The organism is Enterobacter sp. 342, from assembly GCF_036663495.1.
Taxonomy (GTDB): domain Bacteria; phylum Pseudomonadota; class Gammaproteobacteria; order Enterobacterales; family Enterobacteriaceae; genus Enterobacter.
The window spans coordinates 136631-158347 of record NZ_JAWUEI010000003.1; the positions used below are offsets into that span (position 1 = coordinate 136631).

A 21717-nucleotide genomic window follows, 5' to 3' on the forward strand; every position below is an offset into this window, starting at 1 on the left:
AATGCAGATCCTGTTGGCTAACCCGCGCGGCTTCTGCGCCGGTGTAGACCGCGCTATCAGCATTGTTGAAAACGCGCTGGAGATTTACGGCGCGCCGATTTATGTGCGTCACGAAGTGGTGCATAACCGCTATGTGGTCGACAGCCTGCGCGAGCGCGGTGCAATCTTTATCGAGCAGATTAGCGAAGTGCCGGATGGTGCGATCCTGATTTTCTCCGCGCATGGCGTTTCTCAGGCAGTGCGTAACGAAGCGAAAAACCGCGATTTGACGGTGTTTGACGCGACCTGTCCGTTAGTGACGAAAGTGCATATGGAAGTGGCGCGCGCCAGTCGTCGTGGTGAAGAGTCGATTCTGATCGGCCATGCGGGTCATCCGGAAGTTGAAGGCACCATGGGTCAGTACAGCAACCCGGAAGGGGGCATGTATCTGGTTGAGTCACCGGAAGATGTACTGACGCTGAATGTGAAAAACGAAGCCCGTCTGTCGTTTATGACCCAGACGACGCTCTCCGTGGACGATACCTCTGACGTGATTGACGCCCTGCGCCAGCGTTTCCCGAAAATCGTCGGGCCGCGTAAAGATGACATCTGCTACGCGACCACTAACCGTCAGGAAGCGGTGCGTGCACTGGCTGAACAGGCGGATGTGGTGCTGGTTGTTGGCTCGAAGAACTCCTCTAACTCCAACCGCCTGGCCGAGCTTGCGCAGCGTATGGGGAAAGCGGCATTCCTGATTGACGATGCAACGGACATTCAGGAAGCGTGGGTGAAAAATGCGGCCTGCGTCGGCGTTACCGCAGGCGCTTCCGCGCCGGATATTCTGGTGCAGAACGTGATTGTCCGTCTGCAGGAGTTGGGCGGTGGCGAAGCGGTTCCGCTGGAAGGACGCGAAGAGAATATCGTCTTCGAAGTCCCAAAAGAACTGCGTATCGACGCCCGCGAAGTGGAATAACTCCTTATTTGATGAAAGGCCAGCATCTCATGTGCTGGCCTTTTTTTTTGCCCCGTACATTATCGTGACGACAAAATCATGTCTTTTACTGATATTTAAGTCGGTTTCACGTTAAATTCTAATTATTGGTGTTTTCAGTTGGCAGCACAGAGCAAGGCTGGTTAATCTGAAAACGGTTTACATCATTTTAACGTAAGAGAATAACTATGCATGATGCACAGATCCGTGTCGCGATTGCGGGCGCGGGTGGACGTATGGGCCGTCAGCTGATTCAGGCGGCGCTACAGATGGATGGTGTGGCGCTGGGTGCGGCCCTGGAGCGTGAAGGTTCCTCACTTCTTGGTGCCGACGCAGGTGAGCTGGCAGGTGTGGGAAAGACGGGCGTTACCGTCCAGAGCAGCCTTGACGCGGTGAAAAATGACTTCGATGCATTCATCGACTTTACCCGCCCGGAAGGGACGCTGACGCATCTGGCGTTTTGCCGCCAGCACGGCAAGGGAATGGTCATCGGTACTACCGGTTTTGACGACGCAGGTAAGCAGGCTATTCAGGACGCATCAAAAGAAATTGCGATTGTCTTTGCTGCGAACTTTAGTGTGGGCGTAAACGTCATGCTCAAGCTGCTGGAGAAAGCGGCGAAGGTGATGGGCAACTATACCGACATTGAGATTGTTGAAGCGCACCACCGTTACAAAGTTGATGCGCCATCAGGTACGGCGCTGGCAATGGGCGAAGCGATTGCTCATGCACTTGATAAAGATTTAAAAGATTGCGCGGTCTATACCCGCGAAGGTTACACCGGCGAACGCGTGCCGGGAACCATTGGCTTCGCAACCGTGCGAGCGGGTGACATCGTCGGCGAACATACCGCGATGTTCGCCGATATTGGCGAGCGTGTTGAAATTACGCATAAAGCCTCCAGCCGTATGACATTTGCAAATGGTGCCGTACGTTCTGCTTTGTGGTTAAAAGGCAAGGAAAATGGTCTTTTTGATATGCGAGATGTGCTGGATCTTAACAATTTGTAAGGTTTATTACCCATCGTGATGTGGTTATTGCAGTCGTAATTACTTGATTGCATAGGGCAATAATTTATTGCCCTTTTATTTTTCTTATTTCGCCATTTATTTCGCTTATTACTTTTAAAAGTAAGTCTATTGCTCTATTTTTTTGTTGCTAAAATGTAAATTTTGACCATCCGGTCTACTTTTTATTACTCCCTTGCCAGATTTATCATTAAACTTGTCGCGCAAGCGTTTTCCGTGGTGATTTACCTGATCTTTTTGTCGGTTAAGCTATCTTCTGCGCACCAGGCTTGCAAAAGAACAAACAAAATATCCGTTTTAAGTTGACTTTTACCCACCAAATCTCCAGAATGCCGCCGTTTGCCAAAAATCCGCTGGCAACACATTTGCATTGATCCATGACATGGTTATGCATTAATATGCAAATAAAGTGAGTGAATATTCTCTGGAGGGTGTTTTGATTAAGTCAGCGCTATTGGTTCTGGAAGACGGAACCCAGTTTATCGGTCGGGCCATAGGGGCAACAGGTTCGGCGGTTGGGGAAGTCGTTTTCAATACTTCAATGACCGGTTATCAAGAAATCCTCACTGATCCTTCCTATTCTCGCCAAATCGTTACTCTTACTTATCCTCATATTGGCAATGTCGGCACCAATGCGGCTGACGAAGAATCCTCTCAGGTACATGCGCAAGGTCTGGTCATTCGTGACCTGCCGCTGATTGCCAGCAACTTCCGCAATACCGAAGACCTCTCTTCTTACCTGAAGCGCCATAACATCGTGGCGATTGCCGATATTGATACCCGTAAGTTAACGCGTCTGCTGCGCGAGAAAGGTGCACAAAACGGCTGCATCATTGCAGGTGATAACCTGGATGCGGCCCTGGCGCTGGAAAAAGCGAAAGCCTTCCCGGGCCTGAACGGCATGGACCTGGCGAAAGAAGTGACCACCGCGGAAGCCTACAGCTGGACGCAGGGTAGCTGGACGCTGGAAGGCGACCTGCCGGAAGCGAAAAAAGAGAGCGAGCTGCCGTTCCACGTGGTGGCCTACGATTTCGGTGCCAAGCGTAATATCCTGCGCATGCTGGTTGACCGCGGTTGCCGTCTAACCGTCGTGCCTGCACAAACCTCTGCGGAAGCGGTTCTGAAGATGAACCCGGACGGTATCTTCCTCTCCAACGGCCCGGGTGACCCGGCTCCGTGCGATTACGCTATCAACGCCATTAAATCTTTCCTGGAAACCGATATCCCGGTCTTCGGTATCTGCCTCGGACATCAGCTGTTGGCGCTGGCGAGCGGTGCGAACACCGTTAAGATGAAATTCGGTCACCACGGTGGTAACCACCCGGTGAAAGATATCGACAACAACACGGTGATGATCACCGCGCAGAACCACGGTTTTGCTGTCGATGAAGCGTCAATGCCGTCTAACCTGCGAGTGACGCATAAATCACTGTTCGATGGCACCCTGCAGGGTATCCACCGTACCGATAAGCCTGCATTCAGCTTCCAGGGCCACCCGGAAGCCAGCCCGGGCCCGCACGATGCCGCGCCGCTGTTCGATCACTTCATCGAACTTATCGAGCAATACCGTAAGACCGCTAAATAATCAGGAGCTGAGAAGACAATGCCAAAACGTACAGACATAAAAAGCATCCTGATCCTTGGTGCTGGCCCGATCGTGATCGGCCAGGCCTGCGAATTTGACTACTCCGGTGCGCAGGCGTGTAAAGCCCTGCGTGAAGAGGGCTACCGCGTCATTCTGGTGAACTCTAACCCGGCAACCATCATGACCGACCCGGAAATGGCTGATGCAACTTACATCGAGCCGATTCACTGGGAAGTGGTGCGTAAAATCATTGAGAAAGAGCGTCCGGACGCGGTGCTGCCAACCATGGGCGGCCAGACGGCGCTGAACTGTGCGCTGGAGCTGGAGCGTCAGGGTGTGCTTGCCGAGTTCGGCGTAACCATGATTGGTGCGACCGCCGACGCGATTGATAAAGCAGAAGACCGTCGCCGCTTCGACGTGGCGATGAAAAAAATCGGCCTCGACACCGCGCGTTCCGGTATTGCACACAACATGGAAGAAGCGCTGGCCGTGGCGGCCGACGTGGGTTATCCGTGTATCATTCGTCCTTCCTTCACCATGGGCGGCACCGGCGGTGGTATCGCGTACAACCGTGAAGAGTTCGAAGAGATTTGCGAACGCGGTCTGGACCTCTCCCCAACCAAAGAGTTGCTGATTGATGAATCGCTGATTGGCTGGAAAGAGTACGAGATGGAAGTGGTGCGTGATAAAAACGACAACTGCATCATCGTCTGCTCCATCGAAAACTTCGATGCGATGGGTATCCACACCGGTGACTCCATCACCGTTGCGCCAGCCCAGACCCTGACCGACAAAGAGTATCAAATCATGCGTAACGCCTCGATGGCGGTACTGCGTGAAATCGGCGTGGAAACTGGTGGTTCTAACGTGCAGTTCTCGGTGAACCCGAAAACCGGCCGCCTGATTGTTATTGAAATGAACCCGCGTGTATCCCGTTCCTCGGCGTTGGCTTCTAAAGCCACCGGCTTCCCGATTGCCAAAGTAGCGGCGAAACTGGCGGTGGGTTACACTCTCGACGAGCTGATGAACGACATCACCGGCGGCCGCACCCCTGCATCCTTCGAACCGTCTATCGACTACGTTGTGACGAAAATTCCTCGCTTCAACTTCGAGAAATTCGCCGGCGCGAACGACCGTCTGACCACTCAGATGAAATCGGTCGGTGAAGTGATGGCGATTGGCCGCACCCAGCAGGAATCCCTGCAGAAAGCACTGCGTGGCCTGGAAGTGGGCGCGACCGGCTTTGACCCGAAAGTGAGCCTGGACGACCCGGAAGCACTGACAAAAATTCGCCGCGAGCTGAAAGACGCGGGCGCAGAGCGTATCTGGTATATCGCCGATGCTTTCCGCGCAGGCCTGTCTGTGGACGGCGTCTTCAACCTGACCAACATTGACCGCTGGTTCCTGGTGCAGATTGAAGAACTGGTGCGTCTGGAAGAGAAAGTGGCGGATCTGGGCATCAACGGTCTGGACGCTGACTTCCTGCGCGTGCTGAAGCGTAAAGGCTTCGCCGATGCGCGTCTGGCTAAGCTGGCGGGCGTGCGTGAAGCGGAAATCCGTAAGCTGCGTGACCAGTTCAACCTGCACCCGGTTTACAAGCGTGTCGACACCTGTGCGGCAGAATTCTCTACCGATACCGCGTACATGTACTCCACGTATGAAGATGAGTGCGAAGCGAACCCGTCAGTCGACCGCGACAAAATTATGGTACTGGGCGGTGGCCCAAACCGTATCGGCCAGGGCATCGAGTTCGATTACTGCTGCGTTCACGCCTCTCTGGCGCTGCGTGAAGACGGTTACGAAACCATTATGGTTAACTGTAACCCGGAAACCGTATCGACTGACTACGACACCTCTGACCGTCTGTACTTCGAGCCGGTAACCCTGGAAGACGTGCTGGAAATCGTGCGTATCGAGAAGCCAAAAGGCGTTATCGTGCAGTACGGTGGCCAGACCCCGCTGAAGCTGGCGCGCGCGCTGGAAGCAGCAGGTGTACCGGTTATCGGTACCAGCCCGGATGCGATTGACCGTGCCGAAGACCGTGAACGTTTCCAGCAGGCGGTTGACCGTCTGAAACTGAAACAGCCGGCAAACGCCACTGTAACTGCGATTGAACAGGCCGTTGAGAAGGCGAAAGAGATTGGCTACCCACTGGTGGTGCGTCCTTCCTACGTACTGGGCGGCCGCGCGATGGAAATCGTTTATGACGAAGCCGACCTGCGTCGCTACTTCCAGACTGCGGTAAGCGTCTCTAACGATGCGCCAGTACTGCTCGACCGCTTCCTGGACGATGCTGTAGAAGTGGACGTTGACGCTATCTGCGACGGCGAAATGGTGCTGATTGGCGGCATCATGGAGCACATCGAGCAGGCTGGCGTTCACTCCGGTGACTCCGCCTGTTCTCTGCCAGCGTACACCCTGAGCCAGGAGATTCAGGACGTGATGCGCCAGCAGGTACAAAAGCTGGCCTTCGAGCTGCAGGTTCGTGGTCTGATGAACGTCCAGTTCGCCGTAAAAGACAACGAAGTGTACCTGATTGAAGTGAACCCGCGTGCGGCACGTACCGTACCGTTCGTCTCCAAAGCGACCGGTGTTCCACTGGCGAAAGTGGCGGCGCGCGTGATGGCAGGCCAGACGCTGGCTCAGCAGGGCGTAACCAAAGAGATCATCCCACCTTACTACTCGGTGAAAGAAGTGGTACTGCCGTTCAACAAATTCCCGGGCGTTGACCCGCTGTTAGGGCCAGAAATGCGCTCCACCGGGGAAGTGATGGGCGTAGGCCGCACCTTCGCAGAAGCGTTTGCGAAGGCGCAGCTGGGCAGTAGCTCCACCATGAGAAAATCAGGCCGTGCGCTGCTCTCTGTTCGCGAAGGCGATAAAGAGCGCGTGGTTGACCTGGCTGCCAAACTGCTGAAACAGGGCTTCGAGCTGGATGCGACCCACGGTACGGCGATTGTGCTGGGTGAAGCCGGTATCAACCCGCGTCTGGTGAACAAGGTACATGAAGGCCGTCCGCACATTCAGGACCGTATCAAGAATGGCGAATACACCTACATCATCAACACCACGGCGGGCCGTCAGGCGATTGAAGACTCCAAGCTGATTCGCCGCAGCGCGCTGCAGTACAAAGTGCACTACGACACCACCCTGAACGGCGGTTTCGCAACAGCCATGGCGCTGAACGCGGATGCCACCGAGAAGGTGATTTCGGTGCAGGAAATGCACGCGCAGATTAACAAGTAAGTAAAAATGCCCGGCAGCACTCTGTTGCCGGGCATTATTCCCACCTTCAGAACCTTCTGGTTTTCCATCCACATTCAGTCAGTTAGCCTAAAATAGTTAGGTCGATAATGAAATCCAACTGAATGCAGGGGAAAACACCATGCAAAATAAATTACTTATCACTTCTGTCTTTGCTGCCGCAGCGCTGTTCACCGTAGCGGGCTGTTCATCTAATCAGGCAGTAAAAACCACCGATGGTCGTACTATTGTGACGGATGGTAAACCGCAGGTGGATGACGATACGGGCCTCGTTTCCTACAAAAATGCTGAGACCGGTAAAACGGAGCAGATCAACCGTGACCAGGTGAAATCGATGGGCGAACTGGATAACTAATTCAGAATTCTGACGTTAGCCCGTCAATAATATTCACTATTAGCCTGCTGAATTACTGACTACACTCTTTTGTTAAAAGAAAGCAGTAACAACAGGCTAATCAATGATTCTGATAATTTATGCACATCCCTATCCGCAGCACTCGCATGCGAATAAGCGGATGCTTGAGCAGGTAAGGACGCTTGATAACGTAGAGATACGTTCCCTCTATCAACTTTATCCCGATTTTAATATCGACATCGCCGCTGAGCAGGAAGCGGTTTCGCGCGCTGATCTGATTATCTGGCAGCACCCTATGCAGTGGTACAGCACCCCTCCGCTCCTGAAACTGTGGATTGATAAAGTCTTCTCCCATGGCTGGGCATATGGTCATAACGGCCATGCACTGAAGGGCAAAAACCTGATGTGGGCGGTCACGACTGGCGGTGGGGAAAGCCACTTTGATATTGGTTCCTTCCCGGGTTTTGACGTACTGGCACAGCCGCTGCAGGCCACCGCGCTCTATTGCGGGATGAACTGGCTTCCGCCTTTTGCGATGCACTGTACATTTGTATGCGACGATGAAACGTTGCAGGCGCAGGCTCGTCATTATAAACAACGCTTACTTGAGTGGCAGGAGGCGCACCATGGATAGCCATACGCTGATACAGGCGCTGATTTACCTCGGCGCGGCGGCGCTGATTGTGCCCGTGGCAGTACGTCTGGGGCTGGGGTCTGTCCTCGGCTACCTGATTGCGGGTTGCGTCATTGGGCCGTGGGGCTTTCGTCTGGTCACGGATGCTGAGGCGATTCTCCATTTCGCTGAAATTGGCGTCGTGCTGATGTTGTTTGTGATTGGCCTGGAGCTCGACCCACAACGATTGTGGAAACTTCGTGCCTCGGTATTTGGTGGTGGCGCGCTACAAATGGTGGCCTGCGGCCTGCTGCTGGGTGGGTTCTGCATCCTGTTGGGAATGGACTGGAAAGTGGCTGAGCTTATCGGTATGACGCTGGCGCTCTCCTCGACGGCCATTGCTATGCAGGCCATGAACGAGCGAAATCTGACCGTCTCTCAGATGGGGCGCAGTGCGTTTTCGGTGCTGCTGTTCCAGGATATTGCTGCTATCCCGCTGGTGGCAATGATCCCGCTGCTGGCGGCAAGTGGTTCCTCTACGACGCTGGGCGCTTTCGCGTTGTCGGCATTGAAGGTGGTGGGGGCGCTGGCGCTGGTGGTCCTGCTTGGCCGCTACGTGACCCGTCCGCTGTTGCGGTTTGTTGCCCGCTCAGGACTGCGTGAAGTCTTCAGTGCGGTGGCACTGTTCCTGGTGTTCGGTTTTGGCCTGCTGCTGGAAGAGGCCGGTCTGTCGATGGCGATGGGAGCGTTCCTCGCGGGCGTTCTGCTGGCGAGTTCTGAATATCGTCACGCGCTGGAAAGCGATATAGAGCCGTTTAAAGGGCTACTGCTGGGACTGTTTTTCATCGGTGTGGGGATGTCAGTCGACTTTGGCACGCTGATTACACATCCGCTGCGGATCATCATCCTGCTGGTCGGTTTCCTGGTCATTAAAATGGCGATGTTGTGGTTGATTGCCCGTCCGCTGAAGGTGCCAAACAAACAACGGCGCTGGTTTGCTGTGTTGCTGGGGCAGGGAAGCGAATTTGCGTTTGTGGTCTTTGGCGCGGCGCAGATGGCAAACGTACTCGAGCCTGAGTGGGCGAAAGCGCTGACACTTGCCGTGGCGCTGTCGATGGCAGCGACGCCTGTTCTGCTGGTGGTGCTGACGCGTCTGGAAAAATCGGGCAGTGAGCAGGAGCGTGAAGCTGATGAAATTGACGAAGAACAGCCGCGCGTGATCATCGCCGGATTCGGGCGCTATGGGCAGATCGTTGGTCGTTTACTGCTGTCGAGCGGGGTAAAAATGGTTATCCTCGATCACGATCCTGACCATGTCGATACCCTGCGTAAATTTGATATGAAAGTCTTTTACGGGGATGCGACCCGTGTTGATCTGCTGGAGTCTGCCGGGGCGGCAAAAGCCGAGGTATTGATTAACGCCATCGACGATCCTGAGACCAGCATGCAGATGGTGGAACTGGTAAAAGAACATTTCCCGGAGCTAACCATTATCTCCCGTGCACGCGATGTGGATCATTATATCCGCTTGCGACAGGCGGGCGTCGAAGCACCTGAGCGTGAGACGTTTGAAGGTGCACTAAAGTCTGGTCGTATGGCGCTGGAAAATCTGGGGCTTGGCGCGTATGAAGCGCGAGAGCGTGCAGACCTGTTCCGCCGCTTCAATACCGATATGGTAGAAGAGATGGCAGCGATGGCGGGTAGTACAGCCACTGAGCGTGCAGCAGTGTTTAAACGTACCAGTGCGATGCTGACAGAGATCATCAATGAAGATCGTAATCATCTGTCGCTGATCCAGCGTCATGGCTGGCAGGGCACGGAAGAGGGCAAGCACACAGGTAACCCGGAAGACGAACCAGAGAGTAAACCTTCTGTGTGAAGTGGTGTTGCCAGCAATAATAAAAAATTTCTGTTTCTTTACCCTGCCGCCAGTCGACGAAAGATTAAGCTTTCCGTATAGTGGCGGCAATTTTTTGCATCCGGGAAATTTTCAATGATCAGTCTGATTGCAGCGCTGGCGGTGGACCGTGTTATCGGTATGGAAAATGCCATGCCGTGGAACCTGCCTGCCGATCTCGCATGGTTTAAACGTACGACGTTAAACAAGCCGGTAGTGATGGGCCGCCTGACCTGGGAGTCGATTGGTCGTCCATTGCCAGGCCGTAAGAATATTGTTATCAGTAGCCAGCCTGGCACTGATGATCGCGTCGAATGGGTGAAATCCGTGGACGAGGCGATTGCCGCATGCGGTAACGCCGAAGAGATCATGGTGATTGGTGGCGGTCGTGTGTACGAGCAGTTCCTGCCAAAAGCGCAGAAGCTGTATCTGACGCACATTGATGCAGAAGTGGAAGGGGATACCCATTTCCCGGATTACGATCCTGATGAATGGGAATCTGTCTTCAGTGAGTTTCACGATGCGGATGCGCAGAACTCCCATAGCTACTGCTTCGAGATTCTGGAACGTCGTTAAGTGATTTTCCCTCTCCCGGCCGGGAGAGGGAATAAAACTCAGGAGGCAACGGCCTCGTCTTCACCTAAGTCCAGCTGTCGGTTGGATGGCTGAACAAAGTAAGCCTTGTCTTCCCAGCGCAAGCAGGTTAACTCTCCACCCCAGCAGCATCCGGTATCAAGACCGTAGATCCCTTCCGGTGTGCCTTTACCTTCAAGCGCAGCCCAGTGACCGAACACCACGCTGTACTCGTTTGTCACAGGCCCCGGAATGGCAAACCACGGCTTGAGCGGGGCAGGTGCACTTTCCGGTGTCTCTTTTGAATACATGTCCAGCTGCCCGTTCGGGAAGCAAAAACGCATCCGGGTAAAAGCGTTGGTGATAAAGCGCAGGCGGGCCAGACCGCTGAGATCTTCGCTCCAGTGGTTCGGCATATCGCCGTACATGGCATCGAGGAAGAATGGATATGAGTCGCTTGCCAGAACCGCTTCAACATCACGCGCACAGGCTTTCGCCGTTTCAAGATCCCATTGCGGTGTGATCCCGGCATGTGCCATCACCAGCTTTTTCTCTTCGTCGATCTGCAGCAAGGGCTGACGGCGTAGCCAGTTGATCAGATCGTCCGCGTCAGGCGCATCCAGCAATGGCGTGAGCCGGTCTTTAGGTTTGTTGCGACTTATCCCGGCGAAGACAGCCAGTAAATGCAGATCGTGATTGCCCAACACCATGCGCACGCTGTCTCCCAGCGATTTGACGAAACGTAAAACGTCAAGAGAGCCAGGGCCACGCGCAACTAAATCGCCCGTCAGCCAGAGTGTGTCTTGTCCGGGTGTAAAGTCGACCTGTTTTAATAATGCGATCAGTTCATCGTAGCAACCGTGAACGTCGCCAATCAGATATGTAGACATTAGATTAATGAATGAGTGTTGTAACGGCGAGACGGAACACAGGAATAGCAACGCGGAACACATTGCCATCAACGTCGACCATTTCGTAATGGCCTTGCATGGTACCCAGCGGCGTTTCAATCACCGCGCCGCTGGTATACTGATACTCTTCGCCAGGGTCGATATGGGGCTGTTCACCGACCACACCTTCACCCTGAACTTCGATTTCACGGCCATTACCGTTGGTGATAAGCCAGTAGCGCCCGCGCAGTTGCACAGGCATCCGCCCCAGATTGCGAATGGTCACGGTGTAAGCGAAGACATAGCGTTCTTCATCCGGTGAGGATTGAGATTCAACATAAACGCTTTGTACATGGACACAGACGCGGGGCGAATCAATCATGGCTTAACTCTCCTTCGGAGGCGCATTTTCACTGATGTAATTAGCCAGCTTGCAGTACTGCTCGACGGAAATGTTCTCTGCACGCATTGCCGGGTCGATACCCAACTCAGCCAGTACGTCAACCGTAAACAGATTACCCAGGCTGTTACGGATCGTTTTACGGCGCTGGTTAAAGGCTTCCGTAGTGATACGGCTCAGTACGCGCAGATCTTTGACCGGGTACGGCATGGTTTTATGCGGCACCAGGCGCACAACCGCAGAGTCTACTTTCGGTGGCGGCGTAAAGGCAGATGGCGGAACTTCGAGGACCGGGATCACGTTGCAGAAATATTGCGCCATCACGCTTAAACGACCATACGCTTTACTGTTCGGCCCTGCAACCAGACGGTTAACAACCTCTTTTTGCAACATGAAGTGCATGTCAGCAATGGCATCAGTATAGCTAAAGAGATGGAACATTAGCGGCGTGGAGATGTTATACGGCAGGTTGCCGAATACGCGCAGTGGCTGCCCCATTTTTTCCGACAGTTCGCCAAAGTTCATGGTCATGGCATCCTGCTGATAGATGGTCAGCTTTGGCCCCAGGAACGGGTGCGTTTGCAGGCGTGCGGCCAGATCACGGTCCAGTTCGATAACGGTCAGTTCGTCGAGGCGTTCGCCTACTGGCTCGGTCAGTGCGGCAAGACCCGGGCCGATTTCGACCATAGCCTGACCTTTCTGCGGATTAATGGCAGAGACGATGCTGTCGATCACGAACTGATCGTTGAGGAAGTTTTGCCCGAAGCGTTTTCGGGCTAAGTGGCCCTGATGGACTCGATTAGTCATTGAGTATTAACAATCATTTTGATGGCGAGATTAAGCGCCGTAATAAAACTGCCGACATCCGCTTTCCCCTGGCCTGCCAGATCCAGCGCAGTACCGTGGTCAACGGACGTTCGAATAAAAGGTAAACCGAGGGTGATATTCACCCCGCGGCCAAAGCCCTGGTATTTTAGCACGGGCAGGCCCTGATCGTGGTACATCGCAAGTACGGCGTCGGCATTATCCAGGTATTTCGGCTGGAAAAGGGTATCAGCAGGCAGTGGCCCGCTTAAATTCATCCCTTTTGCACGCATTTCTTCAAGTACCGGAATAATGGTGTCGATCTCTTCGGTACCCATGTGCCCGCCTTCACCGGCGTGCGGATTCAGGCCGCAGACCAGAACGTGTGGCTGTTTGATGCCGAATTTGGTTTGCAGGTCATGATGCAGGATCCCGATGATCTCCCGCAGCAGTTCCGGAGTGATGGCATCAGGGATGGCCTTAATGGGCAGGTGGGTTGTCACCAGAGCAACGCGCATCTCTTCCGTCGCCAGCATCATCACCACTTTCGGACTGTGCGAGCGTTCTTCAAAGAACTCGGTATGCCCTGTAAACGGGATACCCGCTTCGTTGATGACGCCTTTGTGCACGGGGCCGGTGATAAGCGCGGCAAATTCGCCCTTCAGACAACCGTCGCAGGCGCGTGCAAGGGTTTCAACGACATAGTGGCCGTTTTCCGTGCTGAGCTGGCCTGGGACAACAGGCGTACGAAGGGGAACAGAAAGCAGCGTGAGCGTACCGGCTTGTTGCGGTGCTGGCTGTTGACCTTCAACGTAAGGGATAAGCGTTAAAGGCAGACCGAGCAGTGTTGCCCGGTCTTGTAACAGTGTTGCATCTGCGCAGACAACCAGTTCTACCGGCCAGCTGCGCTGGGCAAGCTGGACAACGAGGTCAGGCCCAATCCCGGCGGGTTCGCCGGGAGTGATAACAACACGATGCTGTTTCATTAGTTACTCAGAATTTTCACGTAAGCACTGGCGCGTTGTTCCTGCATCCAGGTTGCCGCTTCTTCAGAGAACTTACGGTTAAACAGCATACGGTAGGCTCTGTCTTTCTGTGCCGCGTCGGTTTTATCAACGTTACGGGTGTCCATCAGCTCAATCAGATGCCAGCCAAACGAAGAGTGAACCGGAGCACTGAGCTGGCCTTTATTCAGCTTCATCAGTGCATCGCGGAACGCAGGATCATAAATATCCGCAGCTGCCCAGCCCAGATCGCCGCCCTGGTTAGCAGAGCCTGGATCCTGAGAGAACTCTTTTGCAGCATTTGCGAAGGATGTTTTCCCGCTCTTAATATCAGCAGCAATTTGTTCCAGCTTCGCACGTGCCTGATCATCATTCATGATCGGAGAAACTTTCAACAGGATATGACGAGCATGGACTTCCGTAACGGAAATATTCTGGCTCTGTCCACGGAGATCGTTCACTTTCAGAATGTGGAAACCCACACCTGAACGGATTGGTCCGACGATATCGCCTTTCTTCGCCGTGCTCAGAGCCTGGGCAAAGATGGATGGCAACTCCTGAATACGTCCCCAACCCATCTGGCCGCCTTTCAGCGCCTGTTGGTCTGCGGAGTAGGTGATCGCCAGCTTGCCAAAGTCACCACCATTACGCGCTTGTTCGACAATAGAACGTGCCTGGCTTTCTGCTTCCGCAGCCTGATCGGAGGTTGGGTTCTCTGGCAGTGGGATCAGAATGTGGCTCAGATTCAGCTCAGTGCTGGCATCATTCTGGTTACCGACCTGTTTTGCCAGCGCGTCCACTTCCTGAGGCAGGATCGTGACACGGCGACGCACTTCATTGTTACGCACTTCCGAAATCAGCATCTCTTTACGGATCTGGTTGCGGTAGGTAGCGTAGCTGATACCGTCGTAGGCCAGACGGCTGCGCATCTGATCCAGGGACATGTTGTTCTGCTTCGCGATGTTAGCGATCGCCTGATCGAGTTGCTCGTCAGTGACCTTCACACCCATTTTTTGCCCCATCTGCAGAACGATCTGATCCATGATCAGACGCTCCAGGATCTGGTGGCGCAACGTTGCATCATCCGGAAGTTGCTGGCCTGCTTCGCCTGAATTGAGCTTCACAGATTTCATCAGACCGTCAACGTCACTTTCAAGCACGACGCCGTTGTTAACCACAGCAGCGACCTTATCAACAACCTGGGGGGCCGCGAAGCTGGTATTCGCAACCATAGCGACACCGAGCAGCAGCGTTTTCCAGTTCTTCATACTTTTTCCATTTCAATTAACCGCAAAGCGGATTACGTTGCAAATCAAGCACATTACAAGGAACTGCGGTAAGGCAGAATGTTCGAGCGCAGCATCTGCTGCGTGCCCAGGCCATAGTTGGAGCTCAGGCCGCGCAGTTCGACATTAAAGCCAATCACGTTATCGTATTCGCTTTGATTGTTTTTAGTATCCCAGCCGTTAAGTTTGCGTTCGTAACCGACGCGTAGTGCATAACAGCAGGAGTTATATTGCAGACCCACCATTTGGTCAGCTGGCTTATTGGCGTTGGTGTCAAAGTAGTAAGCACCTACAATTGACCAGCGATCGGCAATTGGCCAACTCGCTGCACCACCCACCTGAGAAATACCTTCTTTATACTGTTCGCTGTTGGCATAGTTTGGCAACGTTGCCTGAATATATTCCGGGCTGGCGTAACGATACGTCAACTGCATCATGCGGTCTTCATCACGACGGTACTCAATTGCCGCACTGCTGGTTGCAATATTGTCGAGACGCGTATCGTACTGCAGACCACCGCGTAAACCCCAGCGATCGGTCATGCGCCAGTAGGTATCACCCGCCCACACCAGGGAACCTGTTTTGTTATCTTTCTCCCAGTTGATATCGTCATCACCGGTACGAGACTCGGTGAAATAGTAGATTTGACCAACAGAAACGTTAAAACGTTCAACGGCTGACTCATCATAAACGCGCGTTGTGACACCGGTCGTTAACTGGTTCGCGGAGGCAATACGGTCGAGACCACCGTAGGTACGGTCACGGAACAGGCCACTGTAGTCAGACTGCAGGAAAGAGGAGTCGTAGTTCTGGATTTTGCTCTGATCGCGATAAGGCACGTATAAATACTGCATACGCGGCTCCAGCGTCTGGGTATAACCATCCGCCAGCAGACCCATATCACGTTCGAAGATCAGTTTGCCGTCCATTTTGAATTGTGGAAGGACGCGGTTCACGGATTCTTCAAGATCGGTGCCATAACGGTTGTTGTACCAGTCCACATTTTTCTGCTGATAGTGGGTAGCCATCAGCTTGGCTTCGGTATTCAGGCTCGACCAGTTGTTCGACACCGGTAAATTGATCGTCGGTTCTAAATGAACACGCGTTGCTTCCGGCATGTTTGAGTTGGTATTGACGAAATGCACCGCCTGACCGTAAACGCGGGTGTCGAAAGGACCTACATCGTTCTGATACCAGTTAACATCCAACTGCGGTTCTGCACCGTAAGTACTTTGCGTCTGGGTATTAAAGACCTGGAACTGTTTAGTCGACACCGTGGCGTTGAAGTTCTGAATGGCATAGCCAACGCTGAATTTCTGCGTGGCGTAGCCATCGGTACTGGAACCGTACTTGGAATCGAAGTCGTTGAAATAGTGCGGATCGCTGACTTTGGTGTAGTCGACGTTAAAACGCCAGACCTGATCCATTACGCCAGCGTGACGCCAGTAGTACATCCAACGGTGTTTATCACCTTCTGTTGGATACTCATCCTGGAAGACTTTATCCGATGGCAAATAATCCAGTTCCATCAAACCAGTACCCGCCTGGGTCAAATAGCGGAACTCGTTTTCCCACATGATGTTGCCGCGCTTATGGATATAGTGCGGCGTGATCGTGGCGTCCATGTTGGGCGCAATGTTCCAGTAATACGGCAGGTAGAACTCAAAGTAGTTCGTGGTGCTGTATTTGGCATTTGGGATCAGGAAGCCTGAGCGACGTTTGTCACCCACAGGAAGTTGCAGGTAAGGGCTGTAGAACACAGGTACCGGCCCCAGCTTGAAGCGCGCGTTCCAGATCTCGGCAACTTGCTCTTCACGGTCATGGATGACTTCGCTCCCGACCACGCTCCAGGTATTCGAACCTGGCAGACATGAGGTAAACGTACCATTTTCCAGAATGGTATAGCGGTTTTCACCACGCTGTTTCATCAGGTCAGCGTCACCGCGCCCCTGGCGACCCACCATCTGGTAATCACCTTTCCAGACGTTAGTATCTTTAGTATTCAGGTTTGACCAGGCTTTCGGACCTTTCAGGATGACCTGATTGTCGTCATAGTGCACATTACCCAGCGCATCCACCGTTCGTACCGGCTCGGCCGCACCTTCCGGCTGCTTCTGGTGCAACTGCACTTCATCTGCCTGCAGGCGGCTGTTACCCTGGTTAATATCCACATTGCCCGTAAACGTGGCGTTGTCTGGATAGGTACCTTTGGAACTGTCGGCAGTAATGGTTACCGGTAAGTTATTTGTATCGCCACTCACCAGTGGGCGATTATAACTTGGGACGCCAAGCATACATTGCGAGGCGAGATCGGCCGCCAGCCCCTGTTGACTGTACAGGGCTGTGCCAATCATTGTGGCCAGGAGGGTGGGGATACGTTTTTTCATACGTTGTATTTTATTGTTCCGTCATCAGTGGCTACGGCTTACAAACGCTCAGAGACTATCTTACTCATCAGCGCAGTACCAGCGTTAATCCTGCCGTTTGCGTGCCAGAGTGTTAGGCTCGCTATCGAATGACGAGTATGATAAAGCAAATTATAGGCGATGTCCTTCAATTGACCGTGGCTTGAACACTGTGATGATGGCGTTGCGTCGTCCAGGAATATGACTATCCGGGGAGTATATGCAGTATTGGGGTAAAATAATCGGCGTTGTGTTCGCCATCATCATGGGTGCCGGGTTCTGGGGAATTGTGCTTGGGCTTATTATCGGCCATATGTTTGACAAGGCGCGCAGCCGCAAAATGGCCTGGTTTGCCAACCAGCGCGAGCGCCAGTCCCTCTTTTTCTCAACCACCTTTGAGGTCATGGGGCACTTAACCAAATCCAAAGGACGTGTGACAGAAGCCGATATTCAGATTGCCAGCGTCTTTATGGATCGCATGAATCTGCATGGTGACTCCCGTCTGGAGGCGCAAAATGCGTTCCGCATCGGTAAATCGGATAACTATCCACTGCGCGACAAAATGCGTCAGTTCCGCAGCGTTTGCTTCGGACGTTTCGATTTAATTCGGATGTTTCTGGAGATTCAAATTCAGGCGGCATTCGCCGACGGCTCACTTCATCCTAATGAACGTGATGTTTTATACGTCATTGCGGAAGAGCTGGGGATTTCCCGTATGCAGTTCGATCAGTTCCTGCGAATGATGCAGGGCGGTGCGCAATTTGGCGGCGGCTATCACCAGCAGTCATCTGGCGGTGCCTGGCAGCAGGCGCAGCGTGGTCCGACGCTGGAGGACGCCTGCAATGTGCTTGGTGTGAAGTCAACGGACGACGCGACAACCATTAAACGCGCTTATCGCAAGTTGATGAGTGAACATCACCCCGACAAGCTGGTGGCAAAAGGTTTACCGCCAGAGATGATGGAGATGGCGAAGCAAAAAGCGCAGGAAATTCAGAAGGCTTATGAGCTCATTAAAGAGCAGAAAGGCTTTAAATAAGAACGGGCCCGACAGTGTCGGGCCTTATTTTTAGAAGTCTACCGGTGCTCTAAATGTCATCGCATTACCGAAAGCCGGATGGGTAATGGTCAGCGTCTGGGCATGCAGTTGCAGACGCGGAGCCATCGCCAGCGCTTCTGGCGGCGCGTAGAATCGGTCTCCCAGAATCGGATGTCCTATGGCGAGCATATGTACGCGTAGCTGGTGAGAGCGTCCGGTAATCGGCTTTAATAATACGCGCGCGGTGTTATCCGGCGCGTACTCCAGCACTTCATACTCGGTTTGCGCCGCCTTGCCGGTTTCATAACACACTTTCTGCTTTGGCCGGTTCGGCCAGTCGCAAATCAGCGGTAAATCCACCAGCCCTTCCTCCTGCGCCGGGTGACCCCATACGCGCGCCACGTATTGTTTTTTCGGCTCGCGCTCGCGGAACTGGCGTTTAAGCTCCCGCTCCGCCGCTTTATTCAGAGCCACCACAATCACGCCGCTGGTTGCCATGTCCAGACGATGGACGGACTCAGCCTGCGGATAATCGCGCTGAATGCGCGTCATCACGCTGTCTTTGTGTTCATCCAGACGTCCTGGCACGGACAACAAGCCGCTTGGCTTGTTGACGACCATAATGTGCTCATCCTGATAAAGAATGACCAGCCAGGGATCCGTCGGTGGATTGTAGGGCTCCATTACCATTTCGCGCTCCGTTTACTGATGCGTCACAACGATGAGACGCAGGGCATCCAGACGCCAGCTAGCCTGGTTCAGGCTTTCCAGCACCTGCTGGCGGTTGCTTTCAATCGCCGTCAGCTCGTCGTCACGGATGTTCGGGTTCACCGCTTTCAGCGCTTCCAGACGGGAAAGTTCAGCAGACAACTTCTCGTCTGCTTCACTGCGCGCAGCATCAATCAGCGCCCTGGCCGCTTTTTCAACCTGGGTTTCACCCAGTTGCAGAATGGCATGCACGTCCTGCTGAACTGCGTTGACCAGCTTGCTGCCCGTATGACGGTTTACCGCACTTAACTGACGGTTGAAGCTCTCGAACTCGACCTGTGCAGCCAGGTTGGTGCCGTTTTTGTCCAGCAGCAGACGCACTGGGGTTGGCGGCAGGAAGCGGGTGAGCTGCAGCTGTTTCGGTGCCTGTGCTTCCACAACGTAGATCAGCTCGACCAGCAGGGTCCCGACTGGCAGCGCTTTGTTTTTCAACAGGGAGATGGTGCTGCTGCCGGTATCACCAGAGAGGATCAGATCCAGACCGTTACGGATCAGCGGGTGCTCCCAGGTAATGAACTGGGCATCTTCGCGAGAGAGGGCCACATCACGCTCGAAAGTGATGGTGCAGCCATCTTCAGGCAGACCTGGGAAATCAGGAACCAGCATGTGATCGGACGGGGTCAGAACGATCATATTCTCACCGCGATCATCCTGGTTGATCCCGACGATGTCGAACAAGTTCATGGAGAAGCTGATCAGGCTGGTGTCGTCATCCTGCTCTTCAATGCTTTCAGCCAGCGCTTGTGCCTTTTCGCCACCGTTGGAGTGGATCTCCAGCAGGCGGTCGCGCCCCTGTTCCAGCTGTGCTTTCAGCGCGTCATGCTTCTCACGGCAAGATTTGATCAGCTCATCAAAACCGTCAGTTGTTTCTGGCGCTGCCAGGTAACCGATCAAGTCGCTATGAACCTGATCATAAATGGTGCGGCCGGTTGGGCAGGTATGTTCAAACGCATCCAGACCTTCGTGGAACCAGCGCACCAGAACGGACTGAGCGGTTTTTTCCAGATATGGAACGTGGATCTGAATATCGTGCGCCTGACCGATACGATCCAGACGACCGATACGCTGCTCCAGCAGATCCGGGTTAAACGGCAGATCGAACATCACGAGATTGCTGGCGAACTGGAAGTTACGACCTTCAGAGCCGATCTCAGAACACAGCAGAACTTGTGCGCCGCTGTCTTCTTCACCAAACCAGGCTGCCGCACGGTCACGTTCAACAATAGACATACCTTCGTGGAACACGGCGGCACGAATACCTTCACGTTCACGCAGAACCTGCTCCAGCTGCAGTGCTGTGGCGGCTTTGGCGCAGATCACCAGCACTTTCTGAGAACGGTGTGCGGTCAGGTAGCCCATCAGCCACTCAACGCGTGGGTCAAAGTTCCACCAGGTGCCGGTATCACCTTCGAATTCCTGGTAAATTTGTTCCGGGTAGAGCATGTCACGCGCACGTTCCTCGGCAGTTTTACGCGCCCCCATAATTCCGGATACTTTAATCGCCGTCTGGTACTGCGTTGGCAGTGGCAGTTTGATGGTGTGCAGTTCGCGTTTCGGGAAACCTTTCACGCCGTTACGGGTGTTACGGAACAGGACACGGCTGGTTCCGTGACGGTCCATCAGCATATCGATCAGTTCTTTACGTGCTGATTCCGCGTTGTCACCTTCGCTGTTGGCTGCCTGCAGCAGCGGCTCAATATCCTGCTCGCCAATCAGATCGCTCAGGGTGTTGAGTTCGTCATTGGACAGACGTTTACCCGCCAGTAAAAGGGCGACAGCGTCGGCAACCGGGCGGTAGTTTTTCTGCTCTTCAACAAACTGCTCAAAATCATGGAAACGGTTTGGATCGAGCAGGCGCAAACGCGCAAAGTGGCTTTCCAGCCCCAGCTGTTCCGGCGTTGCGGTCAGCAGAAGGACGCCAGGTACACGTTCGGCAAGCTGTTCGATCGCCATATATTCGCGGCTCGGCGCATCTTCACTCCAGACCAGATGGTGCGCTTCATCGACGACCATCAGATCCCATTCGGTATCGCACAGATGCTCAAGACGCTGCTTGCTGCGGCGCACGAAGTCCAGCGAGCAAATGACCAGTTGTTCAGTTTCAAACGGGTTGTCAGCATCGTGCTGGGCTTCTGCGTAGCGTTCGTCGTCAAACAGCGAGAAGCGCAGGTTAAAGCGGCGCAGCATTTCGACCAGCCACTGATGCTGCAGGGTTTCAGGAACCACAATCAGCACGCGTTCGGCTGCGCCAGAAAGCAGCTGTTGATGCAGGATCATACCGGCTTCAATGGTCTTACCCAGACCCACTTCGTCTGCCAGCAGTACGCGAGGTGCATGACGACGGCCGACGTCATGGGCGATATTCAACTGGTGAGGGATCAGGCTGGTGCGTTGACCACGCAGGCCGCTCCACGGCATACGGTACTGTTCACTCTGGAACTTACGTGCGCGATAGCGCAGAGAGAAACGATCCATGCGGTCAATTTGCCCGGCAAACAGGCGGTCCTGCGGCTTACTGAAAACCAGTTTGCTGTCGAGCAGCACTTCACGCAGGATGACATTGGTCTCGTCAGTGTCCAGGCGAGTACCAATGTAGGCGAGCAGTCCATTCTCTTCTTTTACGTCTTCAACCTTGAGCTGCCAGCCGTCATGGCTGGTCACGGTGTCACCCGGATTAAACATCACGCGGGTCACAGGGGAGTCATTGCGAGCGTACAGGCGGTTTTCACCAGTGGCAGGGAAGAGGAGGGTAACCATGCGCGCATCGACGGCAACGACAGTTCCTAATCCGAGTTCGCTTTCTGTATCGCTGATCCAGCGTTGACCAAGTGTAAAAGGCATA

17 protein-coding genes are annotated in these 21717 nt (G+C 53.8%); 9 read left to right on the forward strand and 8 right to left on the reverse strand.

The annotated features are described in order from the left end of the window. Nucleotide 1: 1 nt before the first annotated feature. The 8 genes from ispH (at nucleotide 2) to folA (ending at nucleotide 10285) form a co-directional block, all read left to right on the forward strand. Complete coding sequence (gene ispH, locus V6E55_RS03935; RefSeq protein ID WP_114979271.1) at nucleotides 2-952, forward strand: 4-hydroxy-3-methylbut-2-enyl diphosphate reductase; 951 nt, start codon at nucleotides 2-4, stop codon at nucleotides 950-952. Between the two features lie 206 nt (nucleotides 953-1158). Beyond that, nucleotides 1159-1980: a 4-hydroxy-tetrahydrodipicolinate reductase gene (dapB, locus tag V6E55_RS03940; RefSeq protein WP_316942217.1), complete on the forward strand. Its 822-nt coding sequence runs from the start codon at nucleotides 1159-1161 to the stop codon at nucleotides 1978-1980. 454 nt (nucleotides 1981-2434) lie between these two features. Beyond that, nucleotides 2435-3583 (forward strand): glutamine-hydrolyzing carbamoyl-phosphate synthase small subunit, encoded by a 1149-nt coding sequence (carA, locus tag V6E55_RS03945; RefSeq protein WP_129996709.1) that lies wholly within the window; start codon nucleotides 2435-2437, stop codon nucleotides 3581-3583. An 18-nt stretch (nucleotides 3584-3601) separates the two neighbouring features. Beyond that, nucleotides 3602-6826, forward strand: coding sequence for a carbamoyl-phosphate synthase large subunit (carB, locus tag V6E55_RS03950; protein ID WP_028016645.1), 3225 nt, complete (start codon nucleotides 3602-3604; stop codon nucleotides 6824-6826). 139 nt (nucleotides 6827-6965) lie between these two features. Continuing rightward, nucleotides 6966-7199: a YgdI/YgdR family lipoprotein gene (locus V6E55_RS03955; RefSeq protein ID WP_049005244.1), complete on the forward strand. Its 234-nt coding sequence runs from the start codon at nucleotides 6966-6968 to the stop codon at nucleotides 7197-7199. Between the two features lie 103 nt (nucleotides 7200-7302). After that, nucleotides 7303-7833, forward strand: a complete 531-nt coding sequence (gene kefF, locus V6E55_RS03960) for a glutathione-regulated potassium-efflux system oxidoreductase KefF (RefSeq protein WP_114979063.1) — start codon at nucleotides 7303-7305, stop codon at nucleotides 7831-7833. Then, nucleotides 7826-9691, forward strand: a complete 1866-nt coding sequence (gene kefC, locus V6E55_RS03965) for a glutathione-regulated potassium-efflux system protein KefC (RefSeq protein ID WP_114979064.1) — start codon at nucleotides 7826-7828, stop codon at nucleotides 9689-9691. The genes kefF and kefC overlap by 8 nt, the downstream gene beginning before the upstream one ends. Nucleotides 9692-9805: 114 nt before the next feature. Then, entirely contained in the window at nucleotides 9806-10285 is a 480-nt protein-coding gene (gene folA / locus V6E55_RS03970; protein ID WP_008502023.1) for a type 3 dihydrofolate reductase, read from the forward strand. A 38-nt stretch (nucleotides 10286-10323) separates the two neighbouring features. Here folA and apaH read toward each other — a convergent pair whose 3' ends face one another. From apaH to lptD, 6 genes are read right to left on the reverse strand one after another with little or no spacing between them, the layout of a single operon-like run. Next, on the reverse strand, nucleotides 10324-11172 hold the full coding sequence (gene apaH / locus V6E55_RS03975) for a bis(5'-nucleosyl)-tetraphosphatase (symmetrical) ApaH (RefSeq protein ID WP_129996707.1): 849 nt from the start codon (nucleotides 11170-11172) through the stop codon (nucleotides 10324-10326). A gap of 4 nt (nucleotides 11173-11176) precedes the next feature. Beyond that, nucleotides 11177-11554, reverse strand: a complete 378-nt coding sequence (gene apaG, locus V6E55_RS03980; RefSeq protein WP_028016649.1) for a Co2+/Mg2+ efflux protein ApaG — start codon at nucleotides 11552-11554, stop codon at nucleotides 11177-11179. A 3-nt stretch (nucleotides 11555-11557) separates the two neighbouring features. After that, the gene (gene rsmA / locus V6E55_RS03985) at nucleotides 11558-12379 is read right to left on the reverse strand and encodes a 16S rRNA (adenine(1518)-N(6)/adenine(1519)-N(6))-dimethyltransferase RsmA (RefSeq protein ID WP_013095540.1); all 822 of its coding nucleotides are present in this window, start codon (nucleotides 12377-12379) and stop codon (nucleotides 11558-11560) included. Further along, nucleotides 12376-13362 carry a 4-hydroxythreonine-4-phosphate dehydrogenase PdxA gene (gene pdxA / locus V6E55_RS03990; RefSeq protein WP_028016650.1) on the reverse strand — a complete coding sequence of 329 codons (987 nt, stop codon included), beginning with the start codon at nucleotides 13360-13362 and terminating at the stop codon, nucleotides 12376-12378. Before pdxA ends, rsmA begins: the two co-directional genes overlap by 4 nt. Next, a complete protein-coding gene (gene surA / locus V6E55_RS03995; protein ID WP_129996705.1) occupies nucleotides 13362-14648 on the reverse strand; it encodes a peptidylprolyl isomerase SurA in 1287 nt (428 codons plus the stop codon). Before surA ends, pdxA begins: the two co-directional genes overlap by 1 nt. 53 nt (nucleotides 14649-14701) lie before the next feature. Beyond that, complete coding sequence (lptD, locus tag V6E55_RS04000; protein WP_316942219.1) at nucleotides 14702-17053, reverse strand: LPS assembly protein LptD; 2352 nt, start codon at nucleotides 17051-17053, stop codon at nucleotides 14702-14704. Between the two features lie 238 nt (nucleotides 17054-17291). Between lptD and djlA the strand changes: the two genes are divergently transcribed. Beyond that, nucleotides 17292-18107, forward strand: a complete 816-nt coding sequence (djlA, locus tag V6E55_RS04005) for a co-chaperone DjlA (RefSeq protein WP_114979069.1) — start codon at nucleotides 17292-17294, stop codon at nucleotides 18105-18107. Between the two features lie 30 nt (nucleotides 18108-18137). Here the strand turns inward: djlA and rluA are convergent, their stop codons facing one another. Both rluA and rapA read right to left on the reverse strand, forming a co-directional pair. Then, entirely contained in the window at nucleotides 18138-18797 is a 660-nt protein-coding gene (rluA, locus tag V6E55_RS04010) for a bifunctional tRNA pseudouridine(32) synthase/23S rRNA pseudouridine(746) synthase RluA (RefSeq protein ID WP_316942220.1), read from the reverse strand. A 12-nt stretch (nucleotides 18798-18809) separates the two neighbouring features. Beyond that, entirely contained in the window at nucleotides 18810-21716 is a 2907-nt protein-coding gene (rapA, locus tag V6E55_RS04015; RefSeq protein ID WP_316942221.1) for an RNA polymerase-associated protein RapA, read from the reverse strand. Nucleotide 21717: the final 1 nt, after the last annotated feature.

Excerpts from the sequence above, each read along its gene's own strand:
- dapB (WP_316942217.1), top strand. The coding sequence starts at position 1,159 with ATGCATGATGCACAGATCCGTGTCGCGATTGCGGGCGCGGGTGGACGT.
- rapA (WP_316942221.1), bottom strand. The coding sequence starts at position 21,716 with ATGCCTTTTACACTTGGTCAACGCTGGATCAGCGATACAGAAAGCGAA.
- lptD (WP_316942219.1), bottom strand. The coding sequence starts at position 17,053 with ATGAAAAAACGTATCCCCACCCTCCTGGCCACAATGATTGGCACAGCC.
- pdxA (WP_028016650.1), bottom strand. The coding sequence starts at position 13,362 with ATGAAACAGCATCGTGTTGTTATCACTCCCGGCGAACCCGCCGGGATT.
- djlA (WP_114979069.1), top strand. The coding sequence starts at position 17,292 with ATGCAGTATTGGGGTAAAATAATCGGCGTTGTGTTCGCCATCATCATG.
- surA (WP_129996705.1), bottom strand. The coding sequence starts at position 14,648 with ATGAAGAACTGGAAAACGCTGCTGCTCGGTGTCGCTATGGTTGCGAAT.
- V6E55_RS03955 (WP_049005244.1), top strand. The coding sequence starts at position 6,966 with ATGCAAAATAAATTACTTATCACTTCTGTCTTTGCTGCCGCAGCGCTG.
- rsmA (WP_013095540.1), bottom strand. The coding sequence starts at position 12,379 with ATGACTAATCGAGTCCATCAGGGCCACTTAGCCCGAAAACGCTTCGGG.
- kefF (WP_114979063.1), top strand. The coding sequence starts at position 7,303 with ATGATTCTGATAATTTATGCACATCCCTATCCGCAGCACTCGCATGCG.
- kefC (WP_114979064.1), top strand. The coding sequence starts at position 7,826 with ATGGATAGCCATACGCTGATACAGGCGCTGATTTACCTCGGCGCGGCG.
- rluA (WP_316942220.1), bottom strand. The coding sequence starts at position 18,797 with ATGGTAATGGAGCCCTACAATCCACCGACGGATCCCTGGCTGGTCATT.
- folA (WP_008502023.1), top strand. The coding sequence starts at position 9,806 with ATGATCAGTCTGATTGCAGCGCTGGCGGTGGACCGTGTTATCGGTATG.
- apaG (WP_028016649.1), bottom strand. The coding sequence starts at position 11,554 with ATGATTGATTCGCCCCGCGTCTGTGTCCATGTACAAAGCGTTTATGTT.
- ispH (WP_114979271.1), top strand. The coding sequence starts at position 2 with ATGCAGATCCTGTTGGCTAACCCGCGCGGCTTCTGCGCCGGTGTAGAC.
- carB (WP_028016645.1), top strand. The coding sequence starts at position 3,602 with ATGCCAAAACGTACAGACATAAAAAGCATCCTGATCCTTGGTGCTGGC.
- apaH (WP_129996707.1), bottom strand. The coding sequence starts at position 11,172 with ATGTCTACATATCTGATTGGCGACGTTCACGGTTGCTACGATGAACTG.